28 protein-coding genes, 2 pseudogenes and 1 riboswitch are annotated in these 25,753 nt (G+C 73.4%); of the genes and pseudogenes, 20 read left to right on the plus strand and 10 right to left on the minus strand.

The genetic code is table 11. The features are described from left to right. The first annotated feature begins 42 nt into the window (after positions 1 to 42). The 3 genes from AC07F0_RS20240 to AC07F0_RS20250 are packed head-to-tail and all read left to right on the plus strand — an operon-like array spanning position 43 to position 2,950. Positions 43 to 798 (plus strand): (Fe-S)-binding protein, encoded by a 756-nt coding sequence (locus tag AC07F0_RS20240; protein ID WP_478980627.1) that lies wholly within the window; start codon positions 43 to 45, stop codon positions 796 to 798. After that, entirely contained in the window at positions 795 to 2,306 is a 1,512-nt protein-coding gene (locus tag AC07F0_RS20245; protein ID WP_478980629.1) for a LutB/LldF family L-lactate oxidation iron-sulfur protein, read from the plus strand. Before AC07F0_RS20240 ends, AC07F0_RS20245 begins: the two co-directional genes overlap by 4 nt. Continuing rightward, positions 2,303 to 2,950 (plus strand): LutC/YkgG family protein, encoded by a 648-nt coding sequence (locus tag AC07F0_RS20250; protein WP_478980631.1) that lies wholly within the window; start codon positions 2,303 to 2,305, stop codon positions 2,948 to 2,950. Before AC07F0_RS20245 ends, AC07F0_RS20250 begins: the two co-directional genes overlap by 4 nt. Here the strand turns inward: AC07F0_RS20250 and AC07F0_RS20255 are convergent. Further along, a pseudogene (locus AC07F0_RS20255) lies at positions 2,908 to 3,125 on the minus strand (oxidoreductase); the annotation flags it as partial. The gene AC07F0_RS20250 and the pseudogene AC07F0_RS20255 overlap by 43 nt on opposite strands. Positions 3,126 to 3,286: 161 nt before the next feature. On the opposite strand from AC07F0_RS20255, the gene AC07F0_RS20260 reads away from it, so the two are divergent. After that, positions 3,287 to 4,144: an AAA family ATPase gene (locus tag AC07F0_RS20260; protein WP_478980632.1), complete on the plus strand. Its 858-nt coding sequence runs from the start codon at positions 3,287 to 3,289 to the stop codon at positions 4,142 to 4,144. After that, a complete protein-coding gene (locus tag AC07F0_RS20265) occupies positions 4,141 to 5,499 on the plus strand; it encodes a vWA domain-containing protein (protein ID WP_478980634.1) in 1,359 nt (452 codons plus the stop codon). Before AC07F0_RS20260 ends, AC07F0_RS20265 begins: the two co-directional genes overlap by 4 nt. A 45-nt stretch (positions 5,500 to 5,544) precedes the next feature. Here AC07F0_RS20265 and AC07F0_RS20270 read toward each other — a convergent pair whose 3' ends face one another. Genes AC07F0_RS20270 through AC07F0_RS20280 form a run of 3 tightly spaced genes read right to left on the minus strand, consistent with a single transcriptional unit; the run spans position 5,545 to position 7,634 of the window. Further along, on the minus strand, positions 5,545 to 5,904 hold the full coding sequence (locus AC07F0_RS20270) for a cupin domain-containing protein (RefSeq protein ID WP_478980636.1): 360 nt from the start codon (positions 5,902 to 5,904) through the stop codon (positions 5,545 to 5,547). A 60-nt stretch (positions 5,905 to 5,964) separates the two neighbouring features. Next, a complete protein-coding gene (locus tag AC07F0_RS20275) occupies positions 5,965 to 6,945 on the minus strand; it encodes a pyridoxal-phosphate dependent enzyme (protein WP_478980638.1) in 981 nt (326 codons plus the stop codon). Further along, positions 6,942 to 7,634, minus strand: a complete 693-nt coding sequence (locus tag AC07F0_RS20280; protein ID WP_478980640.1) for a helix-turn-helix transcriptional regulator — start codon at positions 7,632 to 7,634, stop codon at positions 6,942 to 6,944. The genes AC07F0_RS20275 and AC07F0_RS20280 overlap by 4 nt, the downstream gene beginning before the upstream one ends. A gap of 173 nt (positions 7,635 to 7,807) precedes the next feature. Here AC07F0_RS20280 and AC07F0_RS20285 point away from each other — a divergent pair, with 173 nt between their 5' ends. Genes AC07F0_RS20285 through AC07F0_RS20295 form a run of 3 tightly spaced genes read left to right on the plus strand, consistent with a single transcriptional unit; the run spans position 7,808 to position 10,454 of the window. Beyond that, entirely contained in the window at positions 7,808 to 8,728 is a 921-nt protein-coding gene (locus tag AC07F0_RS20285) for a metal ABC transporter solute-binding protein, Zn/Mn family (protein WP_478980642.1), read from the plus strand. Then, on the plus strand, positions 8,725 to 9,576 hold the full coding sequence (locus AC07F0_RS20290; RefSeq protein ID WP_478980644.1) for a metal ABC transporter ATP-binding protein: 852 nt from the start codon (positions 8,725 to 8,727) through the stop codon (positions 9,574 to 9,576). Before AC07F0_RS20285 ends, AC07F0_RS20290 begins: the two co-directional genes overlap by 4 nt. Then, positions 9,573 to 10,454 carry a metal ABC transporter permease gene (locus AC07F0_RS20295; RefSeq protein ID WP_478980646.1) on the plus strand — a complete coding sequence of 294 codons (882 nt, stop codon included), beginning with the start codon at positions 9,573 to 9,575 and terminating at the stop codon, positions 10,452 to 10,454. The genes AC07F0_RS20290 and AC07F0_RS20295 overlap by 4 nt, the downstream gene beginning before the upstream one ends. Before the next feature lie 20 nt (positions 10,455 to 10,474). Here the strand turns inward: AC07F0_RS20295 and AC07F0_RS20300 are convergent, their stop codons facing one another. The 3 genes and pseudogenes from AC07F0_RS20300 to AC07F0_RS20310 all read right to left on the minus strand — a co-directional run bounded on the left by AC07F0_RS20300 (position 10,475) and on the right by AC07F0_RS20310 (position 11,369). Further along, a complete protein-coding gene (locus AC07F0_RS20300) occupies positions 10,475 to 10,690 on the minus strand; it encodes an amidohydrolase family protein (protein WP_478980648.1) in 216 nt (71 codons plus the stop codon). Between the two features lie 86 nt (positions 10,691 to 10,776). After that, positions 10,777 to 11,205, minus strand: a pseudogene (locus tag AC07F0_RS20305) (amidohydrolase family protein); the annotation flags it as partial. Then, on the minus strand, positions 11,088 to 11,369 hold the full coding sequence (locus tag AC07F0_RS20310) for a hypothetical protein (RefSeq protein WP_478980650.1): 282 nt from the start codon (positions 11,367 to 11,369) through the stop codon (positions 11,088 to 11,090). The pseudogene AC07F0_RS20305 and the gene AC07F0_RS20310, both read right to left, overlap by 118 nt. On the opposite strand from AC07F0_RS20310, the gene AC07F0_RS20315 reads away from it, so the two are divergent. After that, positions 11,356 to 12,066, plus strand: coding sequence for a helix-turn-helix transcriptional regulator (locus AC07F0_RS20315; RefSeq protein ID WP_478980652.1), 711 nt, complete (start codon positions 11,356 to 11,358; stop codon positions 12,064 to 12,066). The two genes, AC07F0_RS20310 and AC07F0_RS20315, sit on opposite strands and share 14 nt — an antisense overlap. A gap of 117 nt (positions 12,067 to 12,183) precedes the next feature. Next, positions 12,184 to 12,756, plus strand: a complete 573-nt coding sequence (locus AC07F0_RS20320) for a MarR family winged helix-turn-helix transcriptional regulator (protein WP_478980654.1) — start codon at positions 12,184 to 12,186, stop codon at positions 12,754 to 12,756. A 152-nt stretch (positions 12,757 to 12,908) separates the two neighbouring features. Here AC07F0_RS20320 and AC07F0_RS20325 read toward each other — a convergent pair whose 3' ends face one another. Next, positions 12,909 to 13,544 (minus strand): sigma-70 family RNA polymerase sigma factor, encoded by a 636-nt coding sequence (locus tag AC07F0_RS20325; RefSeq protein WP_478980656.1) that lies wholly within the window; start codon positions 13,542 to 13,544, stop codon positions 12,909 to 12,911. Positions 13,545 to 13,721: 177 nt separating this feature from the next. After that, on the minus strand, positions 13,722 to 14,390 hold the full coding sequence (locus AC07F0_RS20330; RefSeq protein ID WP_478980658.1) for a hypothetical protein: 669 nt from the start codon (positions 14,388 to 14,390) through the stop codon (positions 13,722 to 13,724). Between the two features lie 160 nt (positions 14,391 to 14,550). Here AC07F0_RS20330 and AC07F0_RS20335 point away from each other — a divergent pair, with 160 nt between their 5' ends. Beyond that, positions 14,551 to 15,348 (plus strand): SDR family NAD(P)-dependent oxidoreductase, encoded by a 798-nt coding sequence (locus AC07F0_RS20335; protein ID WP_478980660.1) that lies wholly within the window; start codon positions 14,551 to 14,553, stop codon positions 15,346 to 15,348. A gap of 27 nt (positions 15,349 to 15,375) precedes the next feature. Here AC07F0_RS20335 and AC07F0_RS20340 read toward each other — a convergent pair whose 3' ends face one another. After that, positions 15,376 to 16,221, minus strand: coding sequence for a class I SAM-dependent methyltransferase (locus AC07F0_RS20340; protein WP_478981015.1), 846 nt, complete (start codon positions 16,219 to 16,221; stop codon positions 15,376 to 15,378). Between the two features lie 192 nt (positions 16,222 to 16,413). Between AC07F0_RS20340 and AC07F0_RS20345 the strand changes: the two genes are divergently transcribed. From AC07F0_RS20345 to AC07F0_RS20385, 9 genes are all read left to right on the plus strand, one after another. Continuing rightward, on the plus strand, positions 16,414 to 17,211 hold the full coding sequence (locus AC07F0_RS20345; RefSeq protein ID WP_478980662.1) for a VOC family protein: 798 nt from the start codon (positions 16,414 to 16,416) through the stop codon (positions 17,209 to 17,211). A gap of 54 nt (positions 17,212 to 17,265) precedes the next feature. Next, entirely contained in the window at positions 17,266 to 17,802 is a 537-nt protein-coding gene (locus AC07F0_RS20350) for a GNAT family N-acetyltransferase (RefSeq protein ID WP_478980664.1), read from the plus strand. A 98-nt stretch (positions 17,803 to 17,900) separates the two neighbouring features. Next, a complete protein-coding gene (locus tag AC07F0_RS20355) occupies positions 17,901 to 19,709 on the plus strand; it encodes an ABC transporter permease subunit (RefSeq protein ID WP_478981017.1) in 1,809 nt (602 codons plus the stop codon). After that, entirely contained in the window at positions 19,706 to 21,034 is a 1,329-nt protein-coding gene (locus AC07F0_RS20360) for an MDR family MFS transporter (RefSeq protein ID WP_478980666.1), read from the plus strand. Before AC07F0_RS20355 ends, AC07F0_RS20360 begins: the two co-directional genes overlap by 4 nt. Positions 21,035 to 21,224: 190 nt before the next feature. Continuing rightward, on the plus strand, positions 21,225 to 22,697 hold the full coding sequence (locus AC07F0_RS20365) for a serine/threonine-protein kinase (RefSeq protein WP_478980668.1): 1,473 nt from the start codon (positions 21,225 to 21,227) through the stop codon (positions 22,695 to 22,697). 89 nt (positions 22,698 to 22,786) lie between these two features. Beyond that, positions 22,787 to 22,971: riboswitch (cobalamin riboswitch) on the plus strand. Positions 22,972 to 23,001: 30 nt separating this feature from the next. After that, positions 23,002 to 23,703, plus strand: coding sequence for an energy-coupling factor ABC transporter permease (locus tag AC07F0_RS20370; RefSeq protein ID WP_478980670.1), 702 nt, complete (start codon positions 23,002 to 23,004; stop codon positions 23,701 to 23,703). Further along, positions 23,700 to 24,074, plus strand: a complete 375-nt coding sequence (locus AC07F0_RS20375) for an energy-coupling factor ABC transporter substrate-binding protein (RefSeq protein ID WP_478980672.1) — start codon at positions 23,700 to 23,702, stop codon at positions 24,072 to 24,074. The genes AC07F0_RS20370 and AC07F0_RS20375 overlap by 4 nt, the downstream gene beginning before the upstream one ends. Positions 24,075 to 24,079: 5 nt before the next feature. Continuing rightward, on the plus strand, positions 24,080 to 24,829 hold the full coding sequence (gene cbiQ, locus AC07F0_RS20380) for a cobalt ECF transporter T component CbiQ (protein WP_436726524.1): 750 nt from the start codon (positions 24,080 to 24,082) through the stop codon (positions 24,827 to 24,829). Beyond that, positions 24,826 to 25,680 (plus strand): energy-coupling factor ABC transporter ATP-binding protein, encoded by an 855-nt coding sequence (locus AC07F0_RS20385; protein WP_478980674.1) that lies wholly within the window; start codon positions 24,826 to 24,828, stop codon positions 25,678 to 25,680. Before cbiQ ends, AC07F0_RS20385 begins: the two co-directional genes overlap by 4 nt. Positions 25,681 to 25,753 lie beyond the last annotated feature (73 nt).

A 25,753-nucleotide genomic window follows, 5' to 3' on the forward strand; every position in this document is an offset into this window, starting at 1 on the left:
CTACGCTGCAACTCATCCGATGATCGACCACTAGGAGCCGCGATGCGTGTCGCCCTGTTCCTGACCTGCGTCAACGACACGCTCTATCCGGACACCGGGCGCGCCGTCGTGAAACTGCTGACCAGACTGGGCGTCGACGTCGACTTCCCGATGGCGCAGACCTGCTGCGGCCAGGCGCACTACAACACCGGATACCGTCACGAGGCCGAACCACTCGCCCGGCACTTCTCCGATGTCTTCGGCGAGTACGAGGCGATCGTGACGCCGTCCGGTTCGTGCGGGGCGATGGTGCGCGAGCTCTATCCGCGGATGGGCGAGCGGGCCCTGGCCGAGGGGCGCGGGGACACCCTCGCGGCCACGCTGGCGCCGGTGGTGCCGAAGACGTACGAGCTCACCGAGTTCCTCGTGGACGTGCTGGGCGTGACGGACGTCGGGGCGTACTACCCGCACAAGGTGACCTACCACCCGACCTGTCACGGCCTGCGCGGACTGGGGCTCGGCGACCGGCCGCGGCGGCTGCTCCAGGCCGTGAAAGGGCTGGAGCTGGTCGAGCTGCCGGGGGCCGACGAGTGCTGCGGGTTCGGCGGCACCTTCGCGCTGAAGAACGCCGACGTCTCGGCGGCCATGGGCACCGACAAGGTGCGCAACGCCGAGTCGACGGGCGCCGAGGTGTTGTGCGCGGCCGACAACTCCTGCCTCATGCACATCGGCGGCACGATGACCCGGCTGCGGACCGCCATGCGGCCGGTGCACATCGCGGAGATCCTGGCGAGCACGGAGGAGGAACCGGCCGTATGAGCGGAACGTTCGTCGGGATGCCTGCATTTCCCCCACCCGCCCACCCAGCGTTCCCGGAGGCCGCGCGGGAGGCCGTGGGCAACGCGACCCTGCGCGGGAATCTGCGGCACGCCACGCACACCATCCGCGCCAAGCGGGCCAAGGCCGTGACGGAGGTGTCCGACTGGGCCGAGCTGCGCGAGGCGGGCAAGCGGATCAAGGACCACACGCTGCGCCATCTCGACCGCTATCTCGAGCAGTTGGAGGAGGCGGTGACGGCGGCCGGCGGCATCGTCCACTGGGCCGCCGACGCGGCCGAGGCCAACGAGATCGTCACCCGGCTCGTGAAGATGACCGGCGAGTCGGAGGTCGTCAAGGTCAAGTCGATGGCCACCCAGGAGATCGGGCTCAACGAGGCGCTTCAGGCCGAGGGCATCCGCGCCTACGAGACCGATCTCGCCGAGCTGATCGTGCAGTTGGGCAAGGACCGCCCCTCGCACATCCTCGTCCCGGCCATCCACCGCAACCGCGGCGAGATCCGCGACATCTTCTCCCGGGAGATGAGCGAATGGGGCCGCCCGGCCCCCGAGGGCCTCACCGACACGCCCGCCGAACTCGCCGAAGCGGCCCGGCTGCACCTGCGGGAGAAGTTCCTGCGCGCCAAGGTCGGCATCTCCGGCGCCAACTTCATGGTCGCCGAGACGGGCACGCTGGTGGTCGTGGAGTCCGAGGGCAACGGCCGGATGTGCCTGACGCTGCCCGAGACGCTGATCTCGGTCGTCGGCATCGAGAAGATCGTGCCGACGTGGCGGGACCTGGAGGTGTTCCTGCAGACCCTCCCCCGCTCCTCGACGGCGGAGCGCATGAACCCGTACACGTCGACGTGGACCGGCACGACGGACTCCGAGACGGCTGACGGGCCGAGCACCTTCCACCTGGTGCTGCTGGACAACGGCCGCACCGACACCCTCGCCGACGAGGTCGGCCGGCAGGCGCTGCGCTGCATCCGCTGCTCGGCGTGTCTCAACGTGTGCCCGGTGTACGAACGGGCCGGCGGCCACGCCTACGGCTCGGTGTACCCGGGGCCGATCGGCGCGATCCTCAGCCCCCAACTGCGGGGCACGGGCAGTGAGATCGACGCCTCGCTGCCGTACGCGTCCTCGCTGTGCGGCGCGTGTTACGAGGTGTGCCCGGTCGCCATCGACATCCCCGAGGTGCTGGTGCATTTGCGGGAACGGGTCGTGGAGGGCGGGGAGGTCACCCGCGAGGGCAACAAGGTGGTGCTGCGGCCCGCGAAGGGACATGCCGCCGAGCGGGCGGCGATGCGCGCGGCCCGCTGGGCGTTCACGCACCCGGGCGCGCTGCGCACCGGCCAGCGCGCCGCCTCCCGGACCCGGCGCTTCCATCCCCGTACGCTGCCCGGCCCCGGGCGGGCCTGGAGCGGGACCCGGGATCTGCCGCAGGTGCCCGCCGAGCCGTTCCGGGACTGGTGGCAGCGCACGCGCGGCGGGAAGGACGGTGCCAGGTGAACAGCAGGGAGCGGATTCTCGGACGGGTGCGGCGCGCCCTGGCGGACGTGCCACGCGATGACGTGCCGTACGAGCAGGCCGTCGCGCGCGACTATCTGCGGGAGCACGGGGACCGGAGCGTCTCGGAGACGGTGGAGTTGCTCGCCGAGAACCTGGCGGACTACCGGGCGATCGTGCACCGTTCGGACGTCGAGGGGCTGGCGGGGCTGATCGCGGGGCTCCTGGAGAAGCGGGGGTCGGCGTCGGTGCTCGTGCCGCCCGGGCTGGACGAGGAGTGGCTGGCGGCGACCGGTGTGACACGGGTGGCGGACCGGGCGGACAGCACGCCGCAGGAACTCGACCGGGTGGACAGCGTGGTGACGGCCTGTGCGGTCGCGATCGCGGAGACGGGGACGATCGTGCTGGACGGCTCGCCCGACCAGGGCCGACGCCGGATCACCCTCGTCCCGGACCACCACATCTGTGTCGTGCGCGTCCCCGGCCAGGTCGTGTCGTCCGTGCCGCAGGGTCTGGAACGCCTCGACCCGGCGCGGCCGTTGACGTGGATCTCCGGGCCGTCGGCGACCAGTGACATCGAGCTGGACCGGGTCGAGGGGGTGCACGGTCCGCGCACGCTGGAGGTGATCCTGGTGGACGGCGCCTGACGGGCGGAGCGCCGGCTCACCGCGAGCAGGGCGGTCTTCGACATGCCGTAGTGGATCATCTCGGCGGGGTGACGACCGCCGAGTCGCCGGAGATGTACTGGACGCGGCCCCAGCCGCGTTCGGTCGCGCCGGGCAGGACGAGGCGGGTGAGGCCCACGGCGGACGGGACGTTCACCACGGCTGGCCTCGCGCGGCCGGTGCGGTCCCGTATCGCGGGGTGTCGCCCAGCACACCCCGCGATACGGGTTCTGCGCGCGGGGCCCTCGTGACATCATCGGTGAGCAAGCGCTTGGACACCCTGCTGCCCTGCCCACTGCCGCCGACCTGGAGGCCCCGTTGTTCACATCCGTCGACGACGTCTCCGCGCGTCTGGCCGAGACCGGCTATCTCGCCTCGCCCGCCGTCGCCACGACCGTCTTCCTCGCCGACCGCCTCGGCAAGCCGCTGCTGGTGGAGGGCCCGGCGGGTGTCGGCAAGACGGAACTCGCCAAGGCTGTCGCCGAGGTGGCGGGGGCGCGCCTGGTGCGCCTCCAGTGCTACGAGGGGGTCGACGAGTCCCGCGCGCTGTACGAGTGGAACCACGCCAAGCAGCTCCTGCGCATCAGCGCCGGCCGCGACGAGACGTGGGACGAGACGCGCACGGACATCTTCAGCGAGGAGTTCCTGCTCACGCGGCCGCTGCTGACCGCCATCCGGGGTGACGACCCGAAGGTGCTGCTGATCGACGAGACCGACAAGGCGGACGTCGAGGTGGAGGGCCTGCTCCTGGAGGTGCTCAGCGACTTCCAGGTGACCGTACCGGAGCTGGGCACCATCGCCGCGACGCGGCGCCCCTTCGTCGTCCTCACGTCCAACGCGAGCCGCGAGCTGTCCGAGGCGCTGCGCCGCCGCTGTCTCTTCCTCCACATCGGCTTTCCCCACGAGGAGTTGGAGCGCCGCATCGTACGGCTGAAGGTGCCGGGGCTCGACGAGGCGCTGGCCCGCTCGGTCGTCCGGGTCGTGGGAGCGCTGCGGGCGATGGACCTGCGCAAGGTGCCGTCGGTCGCCGAGACGATCGACTGGGCGCGCACGCTGCTCGCCCTCGGCGCGGACACCCTGGACGAGACGGTGGTGCGGGCCACGCTCGGTGTGCTCCTCAAGCACCAGGACGACGTGCTCAAGGCGAGCGCCAAGCTCGACCTGGACGCCCTGTGACCACGCCGGCGGGCGTCGCGGAGCGACTGACCTCCTTCGTCGGGGCGCTACGCGCGCACGGCCTGCGGATCGGCACCGGCGAGACGGTCGACGCGGCGCGGGCGGTCGAGGCGCTCGGCCTGGCGGACCGGGAGCTGCTGCGCGAGGGGCTCTCGGCGACGCTGCTGCACGGCACCGGCGGGCGGCAGGTGTTCGACCCGGTCTTCGACCTGTACTTCCCCCGTGGTGTCGGCGGCCCGGAGGAGAAGGCCGCGGGCCGGGACGATCTGCGCGACCGGCTGGCGGCCGCGCTCGCCGCCGACGACCAGGCGCTGCTGTCCCGGCTGGCGGTCGAGGCGGTCGACGGTTTCGGCGGTTACGGTTCCGGGCCGGAGTCGGACGGCTGGTCGTCGTACCAGACGCTGGAACGGCTGCGTCCGCAGACCCTGCTCGCCCGGGTCCGCGACGACGTGCGCGGCCGGGGCGGGAGCGAGGGGTTCACGGACCGGCTGCTGGAGGACGAGATCCGGCGGCGCCTCCAGAGCTTCCGCGCGCTGGTGGCGGCGGAGGCGCGGCGCCGGGTCGCCGAGCGGCGCGGCCGGGACGAGATCGCCCGGCGGGCGGTGGCCCCCACCGCCGACCAGGTCGAGTTCCTGTTCGCCGGCAAGGCACGGCTGGCCGAGTTGCGCCGGACGGTTCAGCCGCTCGCCCGCAAGCTCGCGACCCGGCTCGCGGCCCGCCGCCGCCGTGCCTCCCGGGGCACGATCGACCTGCGGCGGACCCTGCGCGGTTCGCTGTCGACGGGCGGGGTGCCGATGAGGCCGGTGCTGCGCAAGCGCCGTCCCGTCCGTCCCGAACTGGTGCTGCTGTGCGATGTGTCGGGGTCGGTGTCGGGCTTCTCCGACTTCACGATGCTGCTGGTGCAGGCCTTGCACGACCAGTTCAGCAAGGTGCGGGTGTTCGCCTTCGTCAACCGGATCGACGAGGTGACCGGACTCCTCCGGCACGGCACCGCGGACCCGGAGGGGCTCAGCGCCCGCATTCAGGCGGAGGCCACGCTCACGGGCTGGCACGGCAGCAGCGACTACGGCATGGCGCTGGGCGAGTTCGCGGAGCGCTACGGCGACGCGGTCGGCCCGCGCACGACCGTGTTCGTCCTCGGTGACGCCCGCACGAACATGAGCGACCCGAACCTGCCGGCCGTACGGCAGATCGCCGAACATGCCCGCCGCGTCTACTGGTTGAACCCCGAGCAGCGCTCACGCTGGGGCACGGGCGATTCGGCCGCACCCGCCTACGCCGAACTGGTCGAGATGCACGAGTGCCGCACCGTCCGGCAGCTGAGCACCCTGGTGGGACGGCTGCTGCCGGTGTGATCAGGCGGCCCCGTACGAAGCACGGTGGGGCTTTCACAACACCCCCTAGTCCTTCTTGGCGTACTCCTTGGCCATGCTGCCCGCGAAGTCGTAGACCACGCACTGCTCGTCGCCGACGACCCAGGCGTCGTGGCCGGGCGGGCAGACGAACACGTCGCCGGGCCCTACTTCGCCTTCCGCTCCGTCGTCCATGCGGATGCGCAGACGGCCCGAGACCACATAGCCGTTGTGGTGGATCTGACAGCTGTCGGTCCCGGCGATCGGAGCCACGGACTCGGACCAGCGCCACCCTGGCTCGAACGTGGCCACGGCGAAGTCCAGTCCCGTCATGTGGACGGCTTCCAGATGGCCTCGGGGGTAGTCGCGCCGCTCGTCCGGCTTGTCGAGCGTCTTCACTTCGAACATGACGCTCCTCCTCCGTGAGGGTGTGCTTCCATCGTCCGCCCTTGGAGCGGGCCGCGCCATTCAGCGGGTGCCGGTGCCGCAGAGCCGGGCGAAGCGTTCGGCGTCGATGTTGCCGCCGGAGAGGATGACGCCGACACGGCGCGGGAGAGCGCCCGCGCGGCCGGTGAGCAGGGCGGCCAGCGGAGTGGCGCCGCTCGGCTCGATGACGATCTTCAGGCGTTCGAAGGCGAACCGCATCGCGTCGCGGATCTCGTCGTCGGTGACCAGGACGATGTCGTCGACGAGACGCCGGTTGACGGAGAAGGTGAGTTCGCCGGGGGTGTGCAGGGCCTGCCCGTCGGCGATGGTGTGCGGCACCGGGATGCTGATGCGCCGGCCCGCCTCCAGTGAGCGCTTGGTGTCGTCCCCGGCCTCCGGCTCCACGCCGATCATGCGGATGGCCGGGTGCAGGCCCTTGGCCACCGTGGCACTGCCGGCCATCAGCCCGCCGCCGCCGACCGGTGTCAGCAGTGCCCCCAACTCCCCCGCTTCTTCGAGGAGTTCCAGTGCGGCCGTGCCCTGCCCGGCCATGATGTGCGGATGCTCGTACGGCGGGATGACGGCGAGACCCCGCTCGGCGGCCAGGGCCTCGGCGATGGCGACGCGGTCGCCGGTGTAGCGGTCGTAGGTGACGATCTCGGCGCCGTAGCCGGCGGTGGCCGCCCGCTTCGACGGCGGGGCGTCCTCCGGCATGACGATCACGGCGGTGGTGCCGAGCTCGCGGGCGGCCAGGGCGACGGCCTGGGCGTGGTTGCCGGAGGAGTAGGCGGCGATGCCCCGGGACAGCTGGTCGGGGGTGAGGCGGGAGGCGGCGTTGTAGGCGCCACGGAACTTGAAGGCGCCGACGCGCTGGAAGTTCTCGCACTTGAGGTGGATCTCGGCGCCGGCGAGTGCGTCGAGAGTGCGGGAGCGCAGGACGGGCGTGCGGTGGGCGACGCCCCGGAGTCGAGCGGCGGCGTCCCGGACGTCGTCGAGGGTGACCGGTGGGGTGGTGGTCGTCACGCGGATCCTCCAGCGGATGTGCCGGACGCCGCACTGCGGGCGGCCCGGGCCTGGGAGAGATAGTTGTAGGCGGAAGCGCGGGAGATGCCGAGCCGGGAGGCGACCTGTTCGACCGCGCCGCGCACGGCGAAGACCCCGCGCGTGTCGAGCCCGCCGAACAGTTCCAGGCGCTCGGCACGGTCGAGCTCCGCCCAGCTGCCCCGCTGTTTCGACTGGTGGGCGTCGACGAGGGCGTCGACGACGGAGTCGATGTCGTTGCCGAAGGTGGTGGTCGGCAGCTCCGCGGGGACCGCGCCGACTCCGGCGAGGGCGCCGAGCAGGTCGTGGACCTGGCTGACGGCGCTGATGTCCACGTTGACGCAGAGCGCGCCGAAGACGGCTCCCGCGGAGTCCCGCAGGACCATCGTGGAGGACTTCACCAGTGTCCCGTTCCGGGTGCGGGTGACGTAGTTCAGTTCGTCGGCCGCCTCGTCCCCGCGGGAGAGCACGCGCATGCCGATCTCGCTCATCGCGCCGCCCACCGTCCGCCCGGTCACCGATCCGGCCACGGCGACGACCGACTGCTCCGGGCTCCGGTAGTCGTGCAGCACGACTTCGCAGAGCGGCCCGAAGGTCGCGGCGATCCCGTCGACGACAGGCTTCAGCGCGGCGAGGATCGCGTCCCGTTCCGCGGTCAGGGTCTCTCGCATGAATCTAGACTACAGATCCAATCACTGGACCACTAGTCCAGACGTTCCCCAACAATGGGCAATGGTTTTCACATGGCTTCGGCCAGAACCCGCTCTTGACATTCATTCCCATCTAGCGTTGCGCCTGCCGAGCACCCCGGCAGCCCCCTCTGCACATCCGCCATGGAGGAGCCATGCCCCTGTCCACGTCCCGCCGCCTGGCGCTGCTGACCAGCGCGTCACTGGCCCTTCTCGCGGGCTGCGGCAGCTCGTCGGACTCCGCCGACGCCAAGAGCGCCTCGGCAGAGGTGCCCGTCGTCGCCTCCACGAACGTCTACGGCGACATCGTGCGCAGCATCGGCGCCGACAAGGTCGACGTCACCTCGGTCATCAGCGACCCCGACCAGGACCCCCACTCCTACGAGGCCAGCACCCAGAACCAGCTGGCCCTGTCCAAGGCGAAGGTCGTCGTCGAGAACGGCGGCGGCTACGACGACTTCGTCGACCGCATGCTCAAGAGCGGCCACAACGACTCCGCCCAGGTGATCAACGCCGTGCGGGTGTCCGGCAAGACCGCACCGAAGGGCGGCGAGCTGAACGAGCACGTCTGGTACGACTTCCCCACCGTCGCCCGCGTCGCCGACCGCATATCCGCGGCCCTCGCCAAGGCCGACCCCGCCGACGCGGGCGCCTTCCAGAAGAACGCCACCGCTTTCAAGGCGAGACTCGCCCCGCTGGAGGCCAGGGAGGCTCAGATCAAGAAGGAGCACGGCGGCGAGGGCGTGGCCATCACCGAGCCCGTGCCGCTGTACATGACCGAGGCGAGCGGGCTGGTCGACAAGACGCCGGCGGCGTTCAGTGAGGCGATCGAGGAAGGCGACGACGTCTCCCCGCGGGTCCTCCAGGAGAGCCTGGCCCTGTTCAGCGGGAGGAAGGTCGAGGCACTCGTCTACAACGAGCAGACCTCCGGCCCGCAGACCGAGAAGTCCGAGGCGGCGGCCAAGGCGTCCGGCATCCCCGTCGTGCCCGTGACCGAGACCCTGCCGAAGGGCAAGGACTACCTCGGCTGGATGACCGGCAACGTCGACGCGCTCGCGAGCGCGCTGGCCAAGTGACCGCCGTGTCCCGGCAGGACGACGGGAGTGCCGTCGCCAGTCTGCGCGGCGCGGGCCTGTCCTACGGCGACCGCACGGTGTGGAGCGGCCTCGACCTCGACGTACGGTCCGGGGAGTTCCTGGCCGTGCTGGGGCCGAACGGAGCGGGCAAGACCAGTTTCGTACGGGCGCTGCTGGGCCGTCGGCCGCTGTCCGCCGGGACGCTGACCGTCCTCGGCCGGCCCGCTCGCGACGCCGCCCGGCACATCGGCTACGTCCCGCAGCAGGCGGCGTTGTCCGCGCAGGCCATGCTGCGCGCCCGGGACCTCGTACGGTTCGGCATCGACGGGCACCGCTTCGGGCCGCGCCGGCGCACCGGCGCGGCCCGCCGCCGGGTGGACGAGATCCTCGAGTCGGTGGGGGCCACGGCCTACGCCGACGTCCCGCTCGGCATGCTGTCCGGAGGCGAACGGCAACGTGTGCGCATCGGGCAGGCCCTGGCGACCGATCCGCGCATCCTGCTGTGCGACGAGCCGCTGCTGTCGCTCGACCTGCACCACCAGCGGGCCGTCACCGAACTGATCGACGCCCGGCGCCGCGACCACGGCACGGCGGTGGTCTTCGTGACGCACGAGATCAACCCGGTGCTGGGCATGGTCGACCGGGTGCTGTACCTGGCCCCCGGCGGCCACCGTGTCGGCACCCCGGACGAGGTGCTGACCTCCGAGTCCTTGTCCCGGCTCTACGGCACGCAGGTCGACGTGGTGCGCGTGCGGGGGCGGGTCGTCGTCGCCGGGGCCCCCGACGAGCCGACCGCGCCGCCGCACCGCCCCGGGCCGGTTCACGAGACGGACGGAGTGCGCGCATGACGCTCGCCGACGGGATCTGGCAGCAAATCTTCGACTTCACGGACTACGGCGAACTCCTGGGCCTGGTCCGCAACTCGCTCATCGCGGGCGTGGCGCTGGGGCTCGTGGGCGGGCTGGCCGGGGTCTTCGTCCTGATGCGGGACCTGCCGTTCGCGGTGCACGGCATCAGCGAGCTCTCCTTCGCGGGCGCGTCGGCCGCGCTGCTGCTGGGCGCGAACATCGTGGCGGGCTCGATCGCCGGTTCGCTCCTCGCGGCCGGGGCCATCGGGGTGCTGGGGACACGGGCCCGCGACCGCAACTCGGTGATCGGCATCCTCATGCCGTTCGGACTGGGTCTCGGGGTGCTCTTCCTCGCCCTCTACAAGGGCCGGGCGGCCAACAAGTTCGGGCTGCTCACCGGTCAGATCGTCGCCGTGGACACCCCGCAGATGTCGTGGCTGCTCGGCACGTCCGTGCTGGTGCTGATCGCCCTGGCGGTCATGTGGCGGCCGCTCGCCTTCGCCAGCACCGACCCGGACGTCGCCGAGGCACGGGGGGTGCCGGTGCGTGCGCTGTCCTTCGCGTTCATGCTGGTGCTCGGGCTCGCGGTCGCCCTCTCGGTGCAGGTCGTCGGGGCGCTGCTGGTGCTCACGCTGGTCGTCACCCCGGCCGCGGCCGCCGCCCGCGTCACCGCGTCGCCGGTGCTGCTGCCCGTGCTGAGCGTGCTGTTCGCCGTGGCCTCGATCGAGGGCGGCATCCTGCTCGCGCTGGGCAGCAGCATTCCCATCAGCCCCTACGTCACCACGATCTCGTTCGGCATCTACGCGGTGTGCCGGGTGGCCGGGAGCTACCGGACCCGGCGGTGGGGAACGCGGCGGGCGGCGGTGCGTGCGGCGTGACGCGGTGATCGCCCCTGGCCTTAGGCGGCTCGGCGTTCGAAGACCACCCTCCCGTCGAACACCGTGAGATCCACCTGGACCTCCGTGATGTCGTGCGGGTCGAGGCCCAGCAGCGGCCGGTCCAGGACGCACAGGTCCGCGCCCCTGCCCGGCTCGACGGTCCCCTTCCAGTCGTCGGCGAAGTCCTGCCAGGCCGGGGTGGCCGTGTAGGCGCGCAGGGCGTCGGCGAGCGGCACGCACTGTTCGGGGCCGCTGGCCCGGCCGCTGGCCTGACGCGCGCCCGGAGTTCGCCGCTCGCCGCGAGGTCCGCGTACGCGGTCCAGTTGTCGGTGCTCAGGCCGCCGAAGAGGGTGCCGGAGCCGCCGGGGCCGAGGCCGGGCTCGGTGTAGCTGGTGATGCCGCGGGAGTGCAGTTCGCGGATCACGTTCTGGATGGCCTGGCGGCGCTGGGCGAGGGTGGGGGCGGGCAGGGCGGCCTGGACGAGCCGCCCGGCGGCCTCGCGCAGGATGCCGGGCGGCGGGCCGTCGGGGTCGTGGTCGATGACGCCACCGGGCGGAGGTGTGGTGTCCGCGTCGATGCCGCAGCGGCGCAGCGCCTCGGAGTTGGCCCACACCATGTGCGAGGAGAAGTCGGTCAGACAGACCGGGTGGCCCGGCGCCACCGCGTCCAGGTCCCGGCGGTGCGGGAAGTGGCCGGGGTCGGCCAGGCACTCGGCGAGGTAACCGGGTTCCAGCCCAGGCCGACGATCCACGCTCCGCCCGGGGCGTCCCGTGCCGCCCGGGCCACGGCCGCGGCGATGTCGGCGATGTCGGCGAGTGATCCCACCGCCGGATGGCCGACGTCGATGGCGAACGGCGGTTTCGTCATCCCGTGGGCCGCTCCGTGCAGATGCGAGTCGTTGATGCCCGGCAGCACGGTCCGGCCGCCCAGTTCGACGATCCTGGGCGCGCCGGTCGACGCGGCCGTACCGGGTCCACTCCTGGCCGAGGAAGATGTTCTCCGCCACGGTCAGAGCGTCGACCACGCTCAGCGTCTGGAAGACGATCGCCACGCCGGCCGCGATCGACTCGCGCGGGGTGAGACGGGTGAACGACGCGCCGCCCACCTCGATCGTGCCGGCGTCGGGCGCGTAGGCGCCGCCCTGGTCACCGGCGACGGCGGGGTGATCGACCTGCCGGGCCGGGACCGGCCGCGGGTGCTGCGGGAGGCAGGCGGGTTCCGCCCGCTGCTCGACGCTTTCACGCGCACGGGCGGCCGGCGGCTGCGCCTGCTGTGGCCGGCCGGCGGCGGCTGGCAGCGGGTCGTGCTGCACCGGCACCCGGCGGGGCCCGGCCTGGCGTCCGAGGCGGTGCTGGTGCACGAGACGCCCACGGAACTGCCCTACGGGCTGAGTCCCCGGGAGTTGGACGGACTCACCCGGGCGGCCACGGGCCAGACCAACCAGGCCATCGCGCAGGCGCTGTTCCTGTCCCCGCGGACCGTGCACAGCCATGTCGAGCACCTGCTGCGCAAGACCGGGTGCGCCTCCCGTGCGCAGGCCACGGCACTCGCGCTCCGGGACGGGCTGCTGCGGCCGGACCCGGATCACCTGACCCGGTTCGTCGAGCGGTGACCGGGCCGCGGGACGGAGCCGTGCAGCCGCTGTCCGTACAATTTGAATCCGAACGACCGGACGGCCAGGACGTGCCGCCCGGGCGTGAAACGTCGCGACCAGACGAAGGAGCCGCCCGTGCCGGGCCATCGATCCATCACCGAGGCCGAGAAGCTCGCAGCGGCGAAGCTCGGCGGAGTTCCGATCCGCCGGGAGCAGATGGCGGCGGTGGCGAACATCTACCGGGCCGCTTCCGCCGTGCGGCAGCACCTGGAGAACTCGGTGCTGCGCGGCTCCGACCTGACCTGGACGGCCTTCGTCGTGCTGTGGGTGGTCTGGGTGTGGGGCGAGTCGGAGACCCGGCACGTGGCGGAGGAGGCGGGGATCTCCAAGGGCACGCTGACGGGTGTGGCGCGCACGCTGGAGTCGCGGGGGCTGTTGCGGCGGGCGGACCATCCGAGCGACGGGCGGCTGGTGCTGCTGAGCCTCACCGAGGAGGGCGACGCGTTCATGCAGCGGGTCTTCCCTGCGTTCAACGAGGAGGAAGCCTTCGTGACGGCCCGGCTCAGCGACGCGGAGTGCCGCAGCCTCGCCGAAGGGCTGCGGAGTGTCGTGCTCCAGGTCGAGGAGCGGGGTGAGGAGCGGCGGCAGTCCCTGCTGGGCGGCGCCGAGCCCGCACCGCGGCGCAGCGGGCGGCGGCCCCGGGCCTGACCCCGGCCGCGGCCCGTACCGGTGCGTCGAACAGGCGCTGCTGGGCGGTGTCCTCCGGGTGCCACTTCCTGCCCGGCGGCACCCCGGCCACCTGAACCGCCCGCGCGCGGCCCGGTGCCCGCCGGAGGGACCCGGCGGGCACCCAGGAGGTGTCAGGCCGCGGCCAGGGCGGGTGGTGACGTGGCCGGAGCCGGGTGCTCCGCCTCGGCGAGCAGAGCCATCAGCGTCGCCCGGGCGCGGGCCACGCGGGAGCGGACCGTGCCGACCGGACAGTGGCTCAGCTCGGCGGCCTCCGCGTAGGGCAGGCCCAGCATCTGGGTGAGGACGAACGCCTCACGCCGCTCCTCGGGCAGTGAGGCCAGCAGTTCCAGCAGCGCCACGCCGTCGTCGAAGCCGGGCAGGCCGCGCGGCTGGGCGAGCTCGGCCGCCGGCTGCCAGTCGGGCAGGTCGGCCGGGCGGGGGCGGACGGCGGTGTTCCGGAGGCTGTCGGCCACCGCGCGCCGGGCGATCGCCAACAGCCAGGTACGGGCCGAGGAACGGCCCTCGAACCGGTGCAGGCTGCCGAGCGCCCGCAGGAACGTGTCCTGCGCCAGATCGTCGACGGCCTGCGGATCGGCGCACAGATGGGCGACGTAGCGGATGACGTCGCGGTGCAGGGCCCGCACGAAGTGGTCGACGGCGACGGAGTCACCGCCGCGGGCGGCCAGCGCCCAGGCGGTCACCGACTCGTCGGCCGACTCCGGGGACTCTCTTCTCTCGTGCGAAAGGGGCAGGGCAGGAGTGATCACCTGGTGTCCTTCTCGGGATTCCGGGACCACGGCAGGGCGAGCACGCGGGCCTGCGTGAGGCCGGGCGTGCGCGCACGGCTGCGCGGTCCCGTGAGTGAGGGATGGGCCGGACCCGATGGGCCGGACCCGTACGGAACCGGGGCGCGCAGGGGCCGCCCCGGGGCTCACCGGCTGCCGTCAGACGGCAGCGGCCCCCATAGGTGGCCCTCGAGAGGTGATCGCGTGGACGAGAAGGAGGAGGCGCGGCGCCCGGTCCGAGGACCGCCGCCGTACGCGCACGGGCGGGGGCGGCGGTGCGGGCAGGGCGAGCAACAGCCGCAGCGGCGCGGCCAGTCGGCCGCCCACGGCACGCAGGAGCCGGAAGACGGCCCGCTCCCCGTGCCCCAGCCACAGGCCGCACAGCAGGGCGGCGAGCAGGTGGGCGGCGAGCATGCCGAGGGACGAGTCACCACCGGTGGTGTGTCCCGCATGCCCCATGTGCTCGGACATGGACATCGGCAGGGACGGGAACATGGGCATGGGCTCCGTGGATCCCATGCCGTGCCCGGTGGATCCCGTACCGCCGGCGCCCATGTCCATGGAGTCCGGCGCCCCCGGCGACGCGAGCGAGAACGCCGAGTGCAGGGCCGTCTGGACGGCCACGGCGACGGCGGCGACCAGCCGCAGTCCGCGCTCGCGGCCCGCCAGGCACCAGCCCGCCACACCCGTCACTGTCCAGCCGGCCAGCAGCGTCCCGAGGGGCACGTGGTCGCCGGACATCATGACGTGCCCCAGGGCGGCGAGCACGACACAGACGGCCGCGAACACCGCGGCCCGTATCGTGCGAGCCCACCGCCCAGCTGTCATGGCGCCTCATCCTCGCATCCGGCACCGCTGCGTCACCCATGGGTACGGACATCGCCCGGGCCGGGCACTCAATCCACGCCATGTGATCCGGAGCACTGCCGTGTGCCACGGGTCGCACGCGGCCACCGGTGCTTCCGAGAGCCGTTCTAGAGTGCTCGTCATGTCGACAGCAGCCACACCGGCCACCCAGGCCTATCTCTCCGAGTTGTTCTCCCTGCACGGCCGGACCGCGGTGGTCACGGGGGGCAGTTCCGGCATCGGCCGCGCCATCACCGGTGCCCTCGCGCGCGCCGGGGCGAGGGTGGTGGTCGTGGCCCGTGGCGAGGCCGGACTGACCGCGACGGTCGAGGAACTGACGGCGGAGGGCTGCCGCGCCGCGTGGGTCAGCGCGGACCTGAGTACGCGCGAGGGTGTGCGGACGGCCGCCGAGCGGGCCGTCGAGGCGTTCGGTGAACCGGACATCCTCGTCAACAGTGCCGGGATCAACCTGCGGCCGCCGATGGACGAACTCACCGAGGACGTCTGGGACCTCACCATGGCCGTCAACCTGGACGCGCCCTTCCTGCTGGGCCAGCGCTTCGGCCCGAGCATGGCGGAGCGCGGCTACGGGCGGATCCTGCACGTCAGTTCGCAGCAGGCGCACCGGGCCTTCGTCCAGAGCGGTGCCTACGGCGCCTCCAAGGGCGGCCTGGAGTCGCTGGCCCGGTCGCAGGCCGAGGCGTGGTCGCCGCGCGGCGTCACATGCAACGTGCTGGTGCCGGGGTTCGTCATGACACCGCTCAACGCGCGGCTGTCGTCGGATCCGGAGAAGGTGGCCGCCCTCGCCGAACGCACGCTGATCGGGCGCAACGGACTGGCCGAGGACTTCGCGGGAGCGGCGGTCTTCCTGGCGAGCCCGGCGTCCGCCTACATCACCGGGCAGGCGGTCTTCGTCGACGGCGGCATGTCGGTGCACTGATCCGGCCCGGCCCCCGGCGTCTCCCGGTCAGCGCCCGGGGTCCTTGCGCCAGACGAACACCTCCGTGCTGGGCCCGCGTTCGCAGAAGCGGCCCGACGGAGAGGCCTCCCGCAGCAGCCGGCGCAGGTCCCCTTCGAAGTCGTCCCGGCGCCCTGCGAACAGATGCGGCGCCGAGAACGACATCGAGAACACCCAGGCGACGACATCGTCGAAGGTCCGCTCCAGCGCCTGCCCGCCGGCTACGACCAGACGCCGGGGGCCGGAGAATCCCGCCCGGGCGAACACCTCGGCCTCTCCGCCCGGCGTGCCCTGCGGCAGCACTCCGCGGCCCGCTCGCCGCACGGGCCCCAGATACCGCTTGACCAGCTCGTCCACCGCCGCGTAGGGGACCGGCGGGTGCGGCAGGCCGTCGAGGGCGCGATGCTCCGTCTTCAGGTCCGAGATGTGCACCAGTGCACCGCCCGGCCGGAGCATGTCCCTGGTGGTCGCCGCGACCAGGTCGCGGTCCGTCCAGTGGAAGGACTGCGCGAAGGCGGCGACGTCGAACGTCCCGAGCCCCGCGGGCAGGTCCTCGGCCCGGGCCCGCACCCACCGGGTCTTCTCCCCCACTCCCCGGTCGGCGGCCCGGCGCCCGGCTTCGGCGATCATCCCGCGGTCGGGGTCCACGCCGACGACCTCGCCGAACAGATGCGCGAGGCTCAGGGCGATGGTCCCGGGCCCGCAGCCGACGTCCATGAGGCGCCCCGCCCCGTCGGCCCGCAGCGCCTCGGCAAGCGCGTCCGCCAGCCCCGGGGCGTACGGCAGCCGTCCCCGCTCGTAGTAGGCGGCGGTCCCCGAGAACAGCGTGTCGTCCCACTCCCAGCCGGCCACCACGCCGCCCACCACCTCACCGCACAGGTTTCCGCGATCACCCGATCGGGCGATGGCGCCGATGATCCCACGGACGTACGAGGCATCAGGGGCGGACGGCCCGGGGATCCGCCGACCGGGCCCGGCCGACGGGCGGTTGTCAGTGCCCGGTGCCACGCTGGACACACCGAATCTGCGGAAGGGAAGAGCATCGCCATGATCACCACGGAGTTCGCCCCCGGTTCCCCCTGCTGGCTCGACCTCGGCACTCCGGACGTCCGGACCGCCGCGGCCTTCTACGGCGCCGTGCTCGGGTGGGACTACGAGTCCATGGGCGGGAGCGAGGACTTCGAGGGCGGCATGTTCCGCAAGGACGGCAAGATCGTCGCCGGTCTCGGCAAGCTCACGGAGGAGGGGGCGCGCTCGGCCTGGATGCTCTACTTCAGCGTCACCGACGCGGACGCCACGACGGAGGCCGTGCAGCAGGCGGGGGGCACCGTCCGGGTGGCGCCGATGGACCTCGACGAATGGGGCCGGATGGCGCAGTACAGCGACCCGCTGGGCGGCCAGTTCGCCGTCTGGCAGCCGGGGACGAACAAGGGCGTCGACCTGGTCGACCAGCCGGGCTCGCTGTCGTGGACCGAGCTGCTCACGAGCGACGCGACGGCCGCGAAGGAGTTCTACGGCGGCCTGTTCGGCTGGCAGTTCAGCGACATGGAGCTGCCGGGCGGCGGGGGCACGTACACCCTCATCACACCCGCGGGACTGCCCGAGGAGCGCATGCACGGCGGCCTCATGGAGATGGGCAAGGAGAACCTCTCGCTGACGAACGGCCGGCCGTACTGGCACCCGGTCTTCGCCGCGGAGGACTGCGACGCCGCGGTGGCCAAGGTCATCGAGAACGGCGGCAGCGTGCAGATGGGGCCCGAGGACGCGGAGGGCGTCGGCCGGCTGGCCGTCTGCCTGGACCCGGCGAACGCGGACTTCGTGGTGCTCACCCCGGCCGGGAGCTGAGCCCTGCGCACACCCCCTTGGCAGCCGGAAAAGCTTCTTGCATATGATGTGCAAATGCACGACATCACCATTAGGGAAGCCACGCCGGAGGACCTCGACGGGGCCCGGGTGGTGATGCTCGACGCGGTGTACCGGGACTTCGGGACGGGATACGTGCCAGGCTGGCACGCCGACATCATCGATCCCGCGTCCTTCTACGTCGTACCGCCCCGGCACACGCTCCTGGTCGCCGTGGACGAGCGGGACGGGACGGTGGCGGCCACGGCGGCGCTGGACGCGCGCGGCCCGGCGCATCCGCCGAACCCGCGCTGGCTGGCCGAGCGGTTCCCCTCGGGCGAGACCGCACAGCTCCGGCGGGTGTACGTGCGCCCCGAGCACCGGCGGCGGGGTCTGGCCCGGCGGCTGGTGGAGGGTCTGCTGGACTTCGCACGGGCCGACGGTGCTTACCGGTCCGTGTATCTGCACACGTATCCGCACTCGCCGGGGGCGATGGGCCTGTGGCGGACGCTGGGCAAGGTGGTGTGCGACGAGCGGGAGGACGTGCCCGGCGGGGGCAGCGGCGTGGTGCACTTCGAGATCCCCTTCGCCTGAGCGTCACGGGGACGACGGTGAACACACCCCTGGCCAAGGGCCTGTCCGCCCTGCGCGTTCGTGCGCGCGGCGGCCTCCCGACGCTGCTGTGGCGGGCCGTGCTCGCGGCCGCCCTGGTGGGCGCGATCGGCCTGCTGCCGTGGCTGTCGCGCACCGACCCGGCGCTGACCGTGCTCAAGTCCCGCTCCGCGGACCGCGACCCGGCCCCCGAGACACTGGCCGCCATCCGCGACGAACTCGGGCTCGGTGACGGTCCGTCGGCACTGCTCGGCCGCTGGCTGGGCGGGCTGCTGCACGGGGACGCGGGCACCTCGTGGGTGTCCGGTGCCCCCCTGCTGCCCTCCGTCACGCAGGCGCTCGGAGTGTCGTTGCTCCTGGTGTCCGGCGCCCTCGTCGTCGCCGCGGTCACGGTGAGCGCCGTGTGCGCCCGTACGCTCCGGCTCGGCTCCCGGGGCCGGCTCGGCACGCGCGGCCCCGGCGGCACGGCGACCGCGGTGCTGGCCGCGCTGCCCGAGTTCCTCGTCGCCTCGGTGCTCGCCTCGGTGATCGGCGTGCAGTTGGGCTGGCTGCCGGCCCTGGGCTGGTACGGGCCGCAGTGGATGGTGCTGCCTTCGCTGGCCCTCGGCCTGCCGGCCGGCGCGGTCCTCGGGCGGATGCTGGACGATCTACTGCCCGGCGCGTTCGCCGAATCCTGGGCGCTGGCCGCCGCGGCCCGCGGTGTCCCGCCGAAGTCCGTGGCGCGGCAGGCGGTGCGCCGCTGTGTGCCCGGACTGCTGCCCAACCTGGGCCTGTTCGTGGTCGGTCTGACCGGCGGCTCGGTCGCCGTCGAGCAGGTCTTCGACATCCCCGGCCTGGGCCGGCTCACCCTGCACGCCGCGCTCGCCCAGGACCTCCCCGCCCTGCAGACCGGCACGCTCGCCCTCGTCCTGCTCGCGGCCGCCGCCGGCCTCCTCGCCCGGCTCACGGCCCGGCTGCTGATCGGGCCCGCGCTGCGCGACGGCGCCCTGCGCTCCCTGCACCGACCGGCCGCGCCCGCACCCCGCGCGCTGCCCCTGCTGTACGGGGCGCTGCTCGCCACCGTCGTCGGCCTCGGCCTGCCGCGCGACGCGCTCGCCCTGGACACCCTCGCCCGGCTGCAAGGCCCCTCCGCGGCACACCCGTTCGGGACGGACGCGCTGGGCCGGGACGTCCTCGCCCGGGTCGCCCACGGCGCGCTGAACACCCTCGGCACGGCGCTCGCGGTGAGTGCCGCCGCCCTCGTCGCCGGGCTGCTGCTGGGGCTGCTGCCGCGGTTGTCGGGGCCGCTGGTCGACACCGTCAGTGCCGTGCCGCCCGTCCTGGCCGGGCTCCTCGTCACGGGCATCACGGGCAGCGGCCCCTGGGCGCCCGCCCTCGCCGTCGGCGTCGTGGCCTGGTCCCCCCTGGCCGCGCACACGTCCTCCCTGCTGCGTCAGGAGCGTGCGACCACCCATCTGGCCGCCACCCGTGCGCTCGGCGCCGGGCGGTGGTACCTCCTCCGGCACGAACTGCTGCCCGCCGTGCTGCCACCGGTGACCCGGCACGCCCTGCTGCGGCTGCCCGGCGTGGCGCTGAGCCTCGCTGCGCTCGGCTTCCTGGGCCTGGGCGCGCAGCCGCCGTCCCCCGAGTGGGGTCTGCTGCTCGCCGAGAACCAGCCATACGCCGAGCGCGCCCCGTGGGCCGTCCTCTTCCCCGCCGCCGTACTCGCCCTGCTCGGTGCCCTCGCGGTGACGGCCGCCGGCGGCGTACGACCGCCCTGGCGGCGCGGGCGGGCCGGCAGCCCGGAGCAGCCGCCCGGCGACCGGGTCGTGCCCGCCCCGCGTCAGCGGCCGAACCATGACGACGCCCTGCTGACCCCCGCGTCCCTCTCACCGGGAGAAGAACGATGACAGGCCTCATATCCCGCGTCCTGGCCCGCCGGGCCGCCCCTGCGTCCGGCGACGGGACACCCGACGGCGCGGCGCCCAGGGCCTCGCGCCAGAGCACCTGGCGGCTCTGGCAGGAGCTGTCCCCGCTGCTGCGGCTGCTGATCCTGACCCAACTCGCCTTCAACATCGGCTTCTTCGCCGTGCTGCCGTTCCTCGCCGAGCACCTCGGCACCGCGATCGGCATGGCGGGCTGGCTGGTCGGGTTCGTGCTCGGTCTGCGCACCTTCAGCCAGCAGGGGCTGTTCGTGGTGGGCGGCGCGCTCGTCGACCGTTACGGCGTACGCCCGGTCGTGCTGGCCGGCTGCGTGCTGCGGATCGCCGGGTTCGCGTGGCTCGGGTACGCGGAGGCGAGCTGGGCCGTGATCGGGGCCGTGCTGGTGATCGGCTTCGCCGCCGCCCTCTTCTCGCCCGCCGTGGAGTCCGAGGTGGCCCGTCAGGCGGTGGTCTGGGAGGAGGAAGGACACGGCTCTCGCACCAGCCTCCTGGCCCTGTTCAGCGTGGCGGGCCAGGCCGGGGCCTTCGTCGGACCGCTGCTCGGCGCGCTGCTGCTCGCCGTCGACTTCCGCACCGCGTGCCTCGCGGGTGCCGCCGTGTTCGTGCTCGTCCTGGCCGGGCACGTGTGGCTGATGCCGCAGCACATCCCCGGCCGGGTCCGGAACCTGGAGCAGGGCGGGGCGCGCGTGCTGCTGCGCAACCGCCGCTTCCTGGCGCTGTGCTGCGCGTACGGCACGTACCTGCTCGCCTACAACCAGCTGTATCTGGCCCTGCCGGACGAGGTGCAGCGTGCGGCGGGCTCCCAGGCGCCGCTGTCCTGGCTGTTCGCCCTGTCCTCGGTGCTGGTGGTGTTCGCTCAGCTGCCCGTGACCCGCTGGGCGGGCGGCCGGCTCGACCTGCGCCGCTCCATGACCGCCGGGCTGCTGCTGATCGCGTCCGGTTTCGCGGTGGTCGCCGCGGCGCGACCCGCCGGCTGGACGGGTACCGCCGGGCTGCTGCCGGCCGCGGGCTTCGTCGTGCTGCTCACCGTGGGGCAGATGCTGGTCGTCCCCGCCGCCCGCGCCTGGGTGCCCGACCTCGCCGAGGAAGGCCGGATCGGCCTCTACATGGGTGCGCTGTCGTCGGTCTCGGGCCTGATCGTCCTCGCCGGCAGCGCGGCCACCGGCTCCCTGCTCGACGCGGGTCTCCCGGCCGCCGTGCCCTGGCTGGCCCTCGCGACCGTACCCGCCCTGGCGGTGGCGCTGCTGCCGCGCCGGGAGGAGCGGGCGCAGGGGGCGGGCGCGGCGGCCTGACGGCACGCTGAGACGCGGGGAAGCCCGATTCCGGGACCGTGCCGTCCCACGGCACCGCACCGAGTGGGAATGGCGGTCACGCGGCGCCAGTATCCTGGGTCGGCTGCGGCACCCCCCACCAACCCCCGCTCCGACGCGGAGAGTTGCGGCCTGCGGCGAGAACCTTCCCACGAACATAGGACGAGGACGAGTGCTGCTAGCGGGCCGCTACCGGCTGGACGTTGAGATCGGGCGCGGCGGAATGGGAGAGGTCTGGCGTGCGTACGACGAGACGCTCGCCAGAGCGGTGGCCGTCAAGCTGCTGCTGCCTCAGGACACCGATGCCACGGCGGCCTCCCGATTCCGTCTGGAGGCGCAGACGGCCGGTCGTCTCAACCACCCCAACGTGGTCGGGGTCCTGGACTTCGGCGAGTACGACAACCGGCTGTACCTGGTGATGGAGCTGGTCGAGGGCGACAGCCTCGCCCGGGTGCTGTCCGCCTCCGGCCCGCTCCCCGCCGAGCAGGTGGCCCGACTCGCCGCGCAGGCCGCCGCCGGACTCGCCGCCGCGCACCAGCAGGGCATCGTGCACCGGGACGTCAAACCCGCCAACCTCCTGCTGGACGCGGGCGGCACCCTCAAGATCGGCGACTTCGGCATCGCGCGCTTCCTCGACGACCCGGGCGCCGCGCTCACCGCCACCGGCCAGATCGTCGGCACCGGCCTCTACCTCGCGCCCGAACGGGCCCTGGGCCGGCCCGCGGGTCCCGCCTCCGACATGTACTCCCTGGGGTGCGTGCTCTACCAGCTCCTCAGCGGCCGCCCGCCGTTCCAGGCCGACACCGCCGTCGCGCTCCTGCACCAGCATCTCGACAACGCCCCCGTACCGCCCCGGGAACTCGGTGTCACCGGTCTGCCGCCGGCCTTCGAGAGCTACCTCCTCGCCCTGCTCGCCAAGCAGCCCGAGGACCGGCCCACGGCGCAGCAGGCCGCCGAGTGGTTCGCCGGCGGCGCCTGGCGGGGGCTGCCCGAGCCGCTGCCGGAGGCGGTGTCGCCGGTGCCGGCCTCCGGGAGCGGGCCGTACGCGGCGTCCCCGGCGCCGACCGCCGCGACCGGGCCGTACGCGGCGTCAGCGGTGCCGTCCTCCGGGCCGGGACCGTACGCGGCAGCCGACACCGGCGCCAGGGCCACGCACGCACTGCCCACGGGGTCCCGCACCGCCCCGGGCGGGCGTTCCCGGCGCGCCGCGCCCCGCAGCGGTCTCGGTCACCACCGGAGAACGGCCGCGGTGGTGGCCGCGGCGGCCGTCTTCCTCGCCGCGATGCTCGCCGGCATGCAGTGGTTCTCGCCCGACGACACCGCGAACGAGGGCACGGAACCCGACGCGTCCCCGTCCGCGAGCAGCCCGGCCGCCCCCTCGCCCGGCGACTCAGCCGACCCCGCCGACCCCCTGGCCTCCGCACCGGCGGCCGACACGACTCCGGCCGCCGGCACCGTGGCCGATGTCACCCCCTCCACCACGGCACCCGATTCCCCGGCGCCCGCCGAGGCGACGACCGGCCCCGCGAGTCCGGCGCAGGAGACGAGCAGCAGCCCGCCGGAGAAGGCGGACAAGCCCCGGCAGGAACAGCCCTCGCGGTCCGGGGAGAACGGGGAGGACGAGGGCGACGAGGGTGACGACTGAGCCCTCCCGCGCCGGTGTGCGAGCGGTCGCCCCTTCACGCGCCCCCTCGCACGCCCCTCGGCTGGCTTGTCATGGCCCTTATCTCGGCATTACTGTCACCACGCCTTGGTGAACGGGAAATCCGGTGTGATGCCGGTGCGGCCCTCGCCACTGTGATCGGGAAGTCCGGCTCCAGCCCCAGCGGGCAGCCACTGGGTCCTCACGGACCCGGGAAGGCGGAGTACGGGCGGTGGGACCCGTGAGCCAGGAGACCGGCCAAGGCACGTCAACCATCCACGAGGTGCTGGAGAGGGTCTGCTGAGCCATGCACATCGCCGAGGGTTTCCTTCCTCCGGCGCACGCCGTCGCCTGGGGCGTCGCGTCCGCGCCGTTCGTCCTCCACGGAGTCCGGTCGCTCACCCGTGAGGTGCGCGAGCACCCCGAGAGCACCCTGCTCCTGGGCGCCTCCGGCGCCTTCACGTTCGTCCTGTCCGCGCTGAAACTGCCGTCCGTCACCGGCAGTTGCTCCCATCCCACCGGCACGGGCCTGGGGGCCATCCTGTTCCGGCCGCCCGCCATGGCCGTGCTGGGCACCATCACCCTGCTGTTCCAGGCGCTGCTGCTCGCGCACGGCGGTCTGACCACGCTCGGCGCCAACGTCTTCTCCATGGCGATCGCCGGCCCCTGGGCGGGCTACGCGGTGTACCGGCTGCTGCGCCGCTACGACGTGCCGCTGATGGTGGCCGTGTTCTCCGCCGCGTTCGTCGCCGACCTGTCCACCTACTGCGTCACCAGCGTGCAGCTGGCGCTCGCGTTCCCCGACCCGGGCAGCGGGTTCCTGGGCGCGCTCGGCAAGTTCGGCTCCATCTTCGCCGTCACCCAGATCCCGCTCGCGGTGAGCGAGGGACTGCTGACGGTGCTCGTGATGCGGCTGCTGGTGCAGTCCAGCAAGGGCGAACTGACCCGGCTGGGTGTGCTCGTCGCCGACAAGCAGTCCCGGAGCGAGACCCAGGAGGTGGCCCGATGAGCAGGAACACGAAGATCAACCTCCTGCTGCTGCTCGCCGTGGCCGCGCTCGCCGTGCTGCCGCTCGCGCTCGGCCTCGGCGACCACAAGAAGGAACCGTTCACGGGCTCCGACGGCGAGGCGGAGACGGCGATCACCGAGATCGAGCCGGACTACAAGCCCTGGTTCTCGCCCCTGTACGAACCGCCGTCCGGTGAGATCGAGTCGGCGCTGTTCTCCCTCCAGGCGGCCCTCGGCTCCGGTGTCCTCGCCTACTACTTCGGACTGCGCCGGGGCAGGCGGCAGGGTGAACGACGGGCGCTGGAGCGGGAGCGGGACTCCGGGAACCCGGTGGACAGTGCCGCCGAGGAGTCCACGGCCGAAGGGGCCTGAGCCGCGTGCTGCCGATCGACGCGGCCGCGCACAGCAGTCGCTGGCGCCGCCGCCATCCCGTGGACAAGGCCGTGCTCGGGCTGGGTCTGACCCTCCTGGCGATCTCGCTGCCGCCCTGGCCGGGGGCGGCTCTGGTGCTGCTGGCCGCCCTGGTGGTGCTGCTGGGTCCGGCGGGCGTGCCCTGGCTCCGGCTGTGGCGCGCCTACCGGGTGCCGCTGGGCTTCTGCGTGACCGGCGCGCTGACGCTCCTCGTGCAGGTCGGCGGGCCGGGCGGCTTCGTCTCCCTCGCCGATGACGGGCCGGTCCGGGCCGGGGAGTTGCTGCTGCGCACCTCGGCGGCCTCCCTGGGGGTGCTGCTGTTCGCGTTCACCACGCCCATGTCCGACCTGCTGCCGCGGCTGGTCCGGGCCGGGGTGCCCGCGCCGGTCGTCGACGTGGCGCTCGTGACGTACCGGATGAGCTTCCTGCTGCTGGACTCCGTGCGCCGGGTCCGTGACGCGCAGGCCGCCCGGCTCGGGCACACCACGCGGGCCGCGGCCTGGCGGTCCCTTGGGGGTCTCGGCGCCACCGCGTTCGTCCGGGCCTTCGACCGGGCGGTCCGTCTCCAGGCCGGTCTCGCCGGGCGCGGCTACGACGGCACCCTGCGCGTCCTGGTGCCCGAGGCCCGGGTCTCCGTCCGCTTCACGACGGCCAGTTGCGTGCTCCTCGCGGCGCTGGCCGTCCTCACCTTCGTACTGGAAAGGCCGCTGACATGAGCGAGCCCGCCCTCGTCGCCCTGCGGGGCGCGTCCTTCGCCTACGAGGACGGCCCGGCCGTGCTCAGCGGCCTCGACTTCGAGATCCGCGAGGGGCGCGCGCTCGCGCTGCTCGGCCGCAACGGCAGCGGCAAGACCACGCTGATGCGGCTCCTCAGCGGCGGACTGCGGCCCCGCGAGGGCCGGCTGACGGTCGACGGGCAACCGGTGGCGTACGACCGCAAGGGCCTGACCCGGCTGCGGACGACCGTCCAGCTGGTGGTGCAGGACCCGGACGACCAGCTCTTCGCGGCATCCGTCGAACAGGACGTGTCGTTCGGGCCGCTGAACCTCGGCCTGGACGACGCGGAGGTGCGGGCGCGGGTGGCGGAGGCGCTCGCCGCCCTGGACATCACCGCCCTGGCCGACCGGCCCACCCATCTGCTCTCCTACGGGCAGCGCAAACGCACCGCCATCGCGGGCGCGGTCGCCATGCGGCCCCGTGTCCTCATCCTCGACGAACCGACGGCCGGGCTCGACCCTGACGGCCAGGAACGGCTCCTCACCACGCTCGACGAGCTCCGTGAGGCCGGCACCACCGTGGTGATGGCCACCCACGACGTCGACCTCGCGCTGCGCTGGGCCGACGACGCGGCGCTCCTCACCCCGTCCGGAGTCCGCACCGGGCCCGCTCCCGTGGCACTGGCCCGCCCCGACCTCCTCCGGGAGGCGGGCCTGCGACTGCCGTGGGGAGCCGCCGCCGCGGACCTCCTGCGCGCGCAGGGGTGGCTGACGGGCACGGAGCCGGGGCCGCGTACGCCTGCGGAACTCGCCGCCCTCGCGGCCGGACGGCTGGGCGCGCCTGGTCTCTGAGGGGTGCCAGGCGCTGAGGGACGCGGGAGCCCGCCGGGCGCCCGGCGGCTGACGGGCGCCCGGCTGCTGACGG

This window comes from Streptomyces sp. NPDC045955, assembly GCF_056430805.1.

Excerpts from the sequence above, each read along its gene's own strand:
- AC07F0_RS20240 (WP_478980627.1), top strand. The coding sequence starts at position 43 with ATGCGTGTCGCCCTGTTCCTGACCTGCGTCAACGACACGCTCTATCCG.
- AC07F0_RS20245 (WP_478980629.1), top strand. The coding sequence starts at position 795 with ATGAGCGGAACGTTCGTCGGGATGCCTGCATTTCCCCCACCCGCCCAC.
- AC07F0_RS20270 (WP_478980636.1), bottom strand. The coding sequence starts at position 5,904 with ATGTTCGAAGTGAAGACGCTCGACAAGCCGGACGAGCGGCGCGACTAC.
- AC07F0_RS20280 (WP_478980640.1), bottom strand. The coding sequence starts at position 7,634 with ATGCGAGAGACCCTGACCGCGGAACGGGACGCGATCCTCGCCGCGCTG.
- AC07F0_RS20285 (WP_478980642.1), top strand. The coding sequence starts at position 7,808 with ATGCCCCTGTCCACGTCCCGCCGCCTGGCGCTGCTGACCAGCGCGTCA.
- AC07F0_RS20295 (WP_478980646.1), top strand. The coding sequence starts at position 9,573 with ATGACGCTCGCCGACGGGATCTGGCAGCAAATCTTCGACTTCACGGAC.
- AC07F0_RS20315 (WP_478980652.1), top strand. The coding sequence starts at position 11,356 with ATGCCCGGCAGCACGGTCCGGCCGCCCAGTTCGACGATCCTGGGCGCG.
- AC07F0_RS20330 (WP_478980658.1), bottom strand. The coding sequence starts at position 14,390 with ATGACAGCTGGGCGGTGGGCTCGCACGATACGGGCCGCGGTGTTCGCG.
- AC07F0_RS20335 (WP_478980660.1), top strand. The coding sequence starts at position 14,551 with ATGTCGACAGCAGCCACACCGGCCACCCAGGCCTATCTCTCCGAGTTG.
- AC07F0_RS20345 (WP_478980662.1), top strand. The coding sequence starts at position 16,414 with ATGATCACCACGGAGTTCGCCCCCGGTTCCCCCTGCTGGCTCGACCTC.
- AC07F0_RS20350 (WP_478980664.1), top strand. The coding sequence starts at position 17,266 with ATGCACGACATCACCATTAGGGAAGCCACGCCGGAGGACCTCGACGGG.
- AC07F0_RS20360 (WP_478980666.1), top strand. The coding sequence starts at position 19,706 with ATGACAGGCCTCATATCCCGCGTCCTGGCCCGCCGGGCCGCCCCTGCG.
- AC07F0_RS20370 (WP_478980670.1), top strand. The coding sequence starts at position 23,002 with ATGCACATCGCCGAGGGTTTCCTTCCTCCGGCGCACGCCGTCGCCTGG.
- AC07F0_RS20375 (WP_478980672.1), top strand. The coding sequence starts at position 23,700 with ATGAGCAGGAACACGAAGATCAACCTCCTGCTGCTGCTCGCCGTGGCC.
- AC07F0_RS20385 (WP_478980674.1), top strand. The coding sequence starts at position 24,826 with ATGAGCGAGCCCGCCCTCGTCGCCCTGCGGGGCGCGTCCTTCGCCTAC.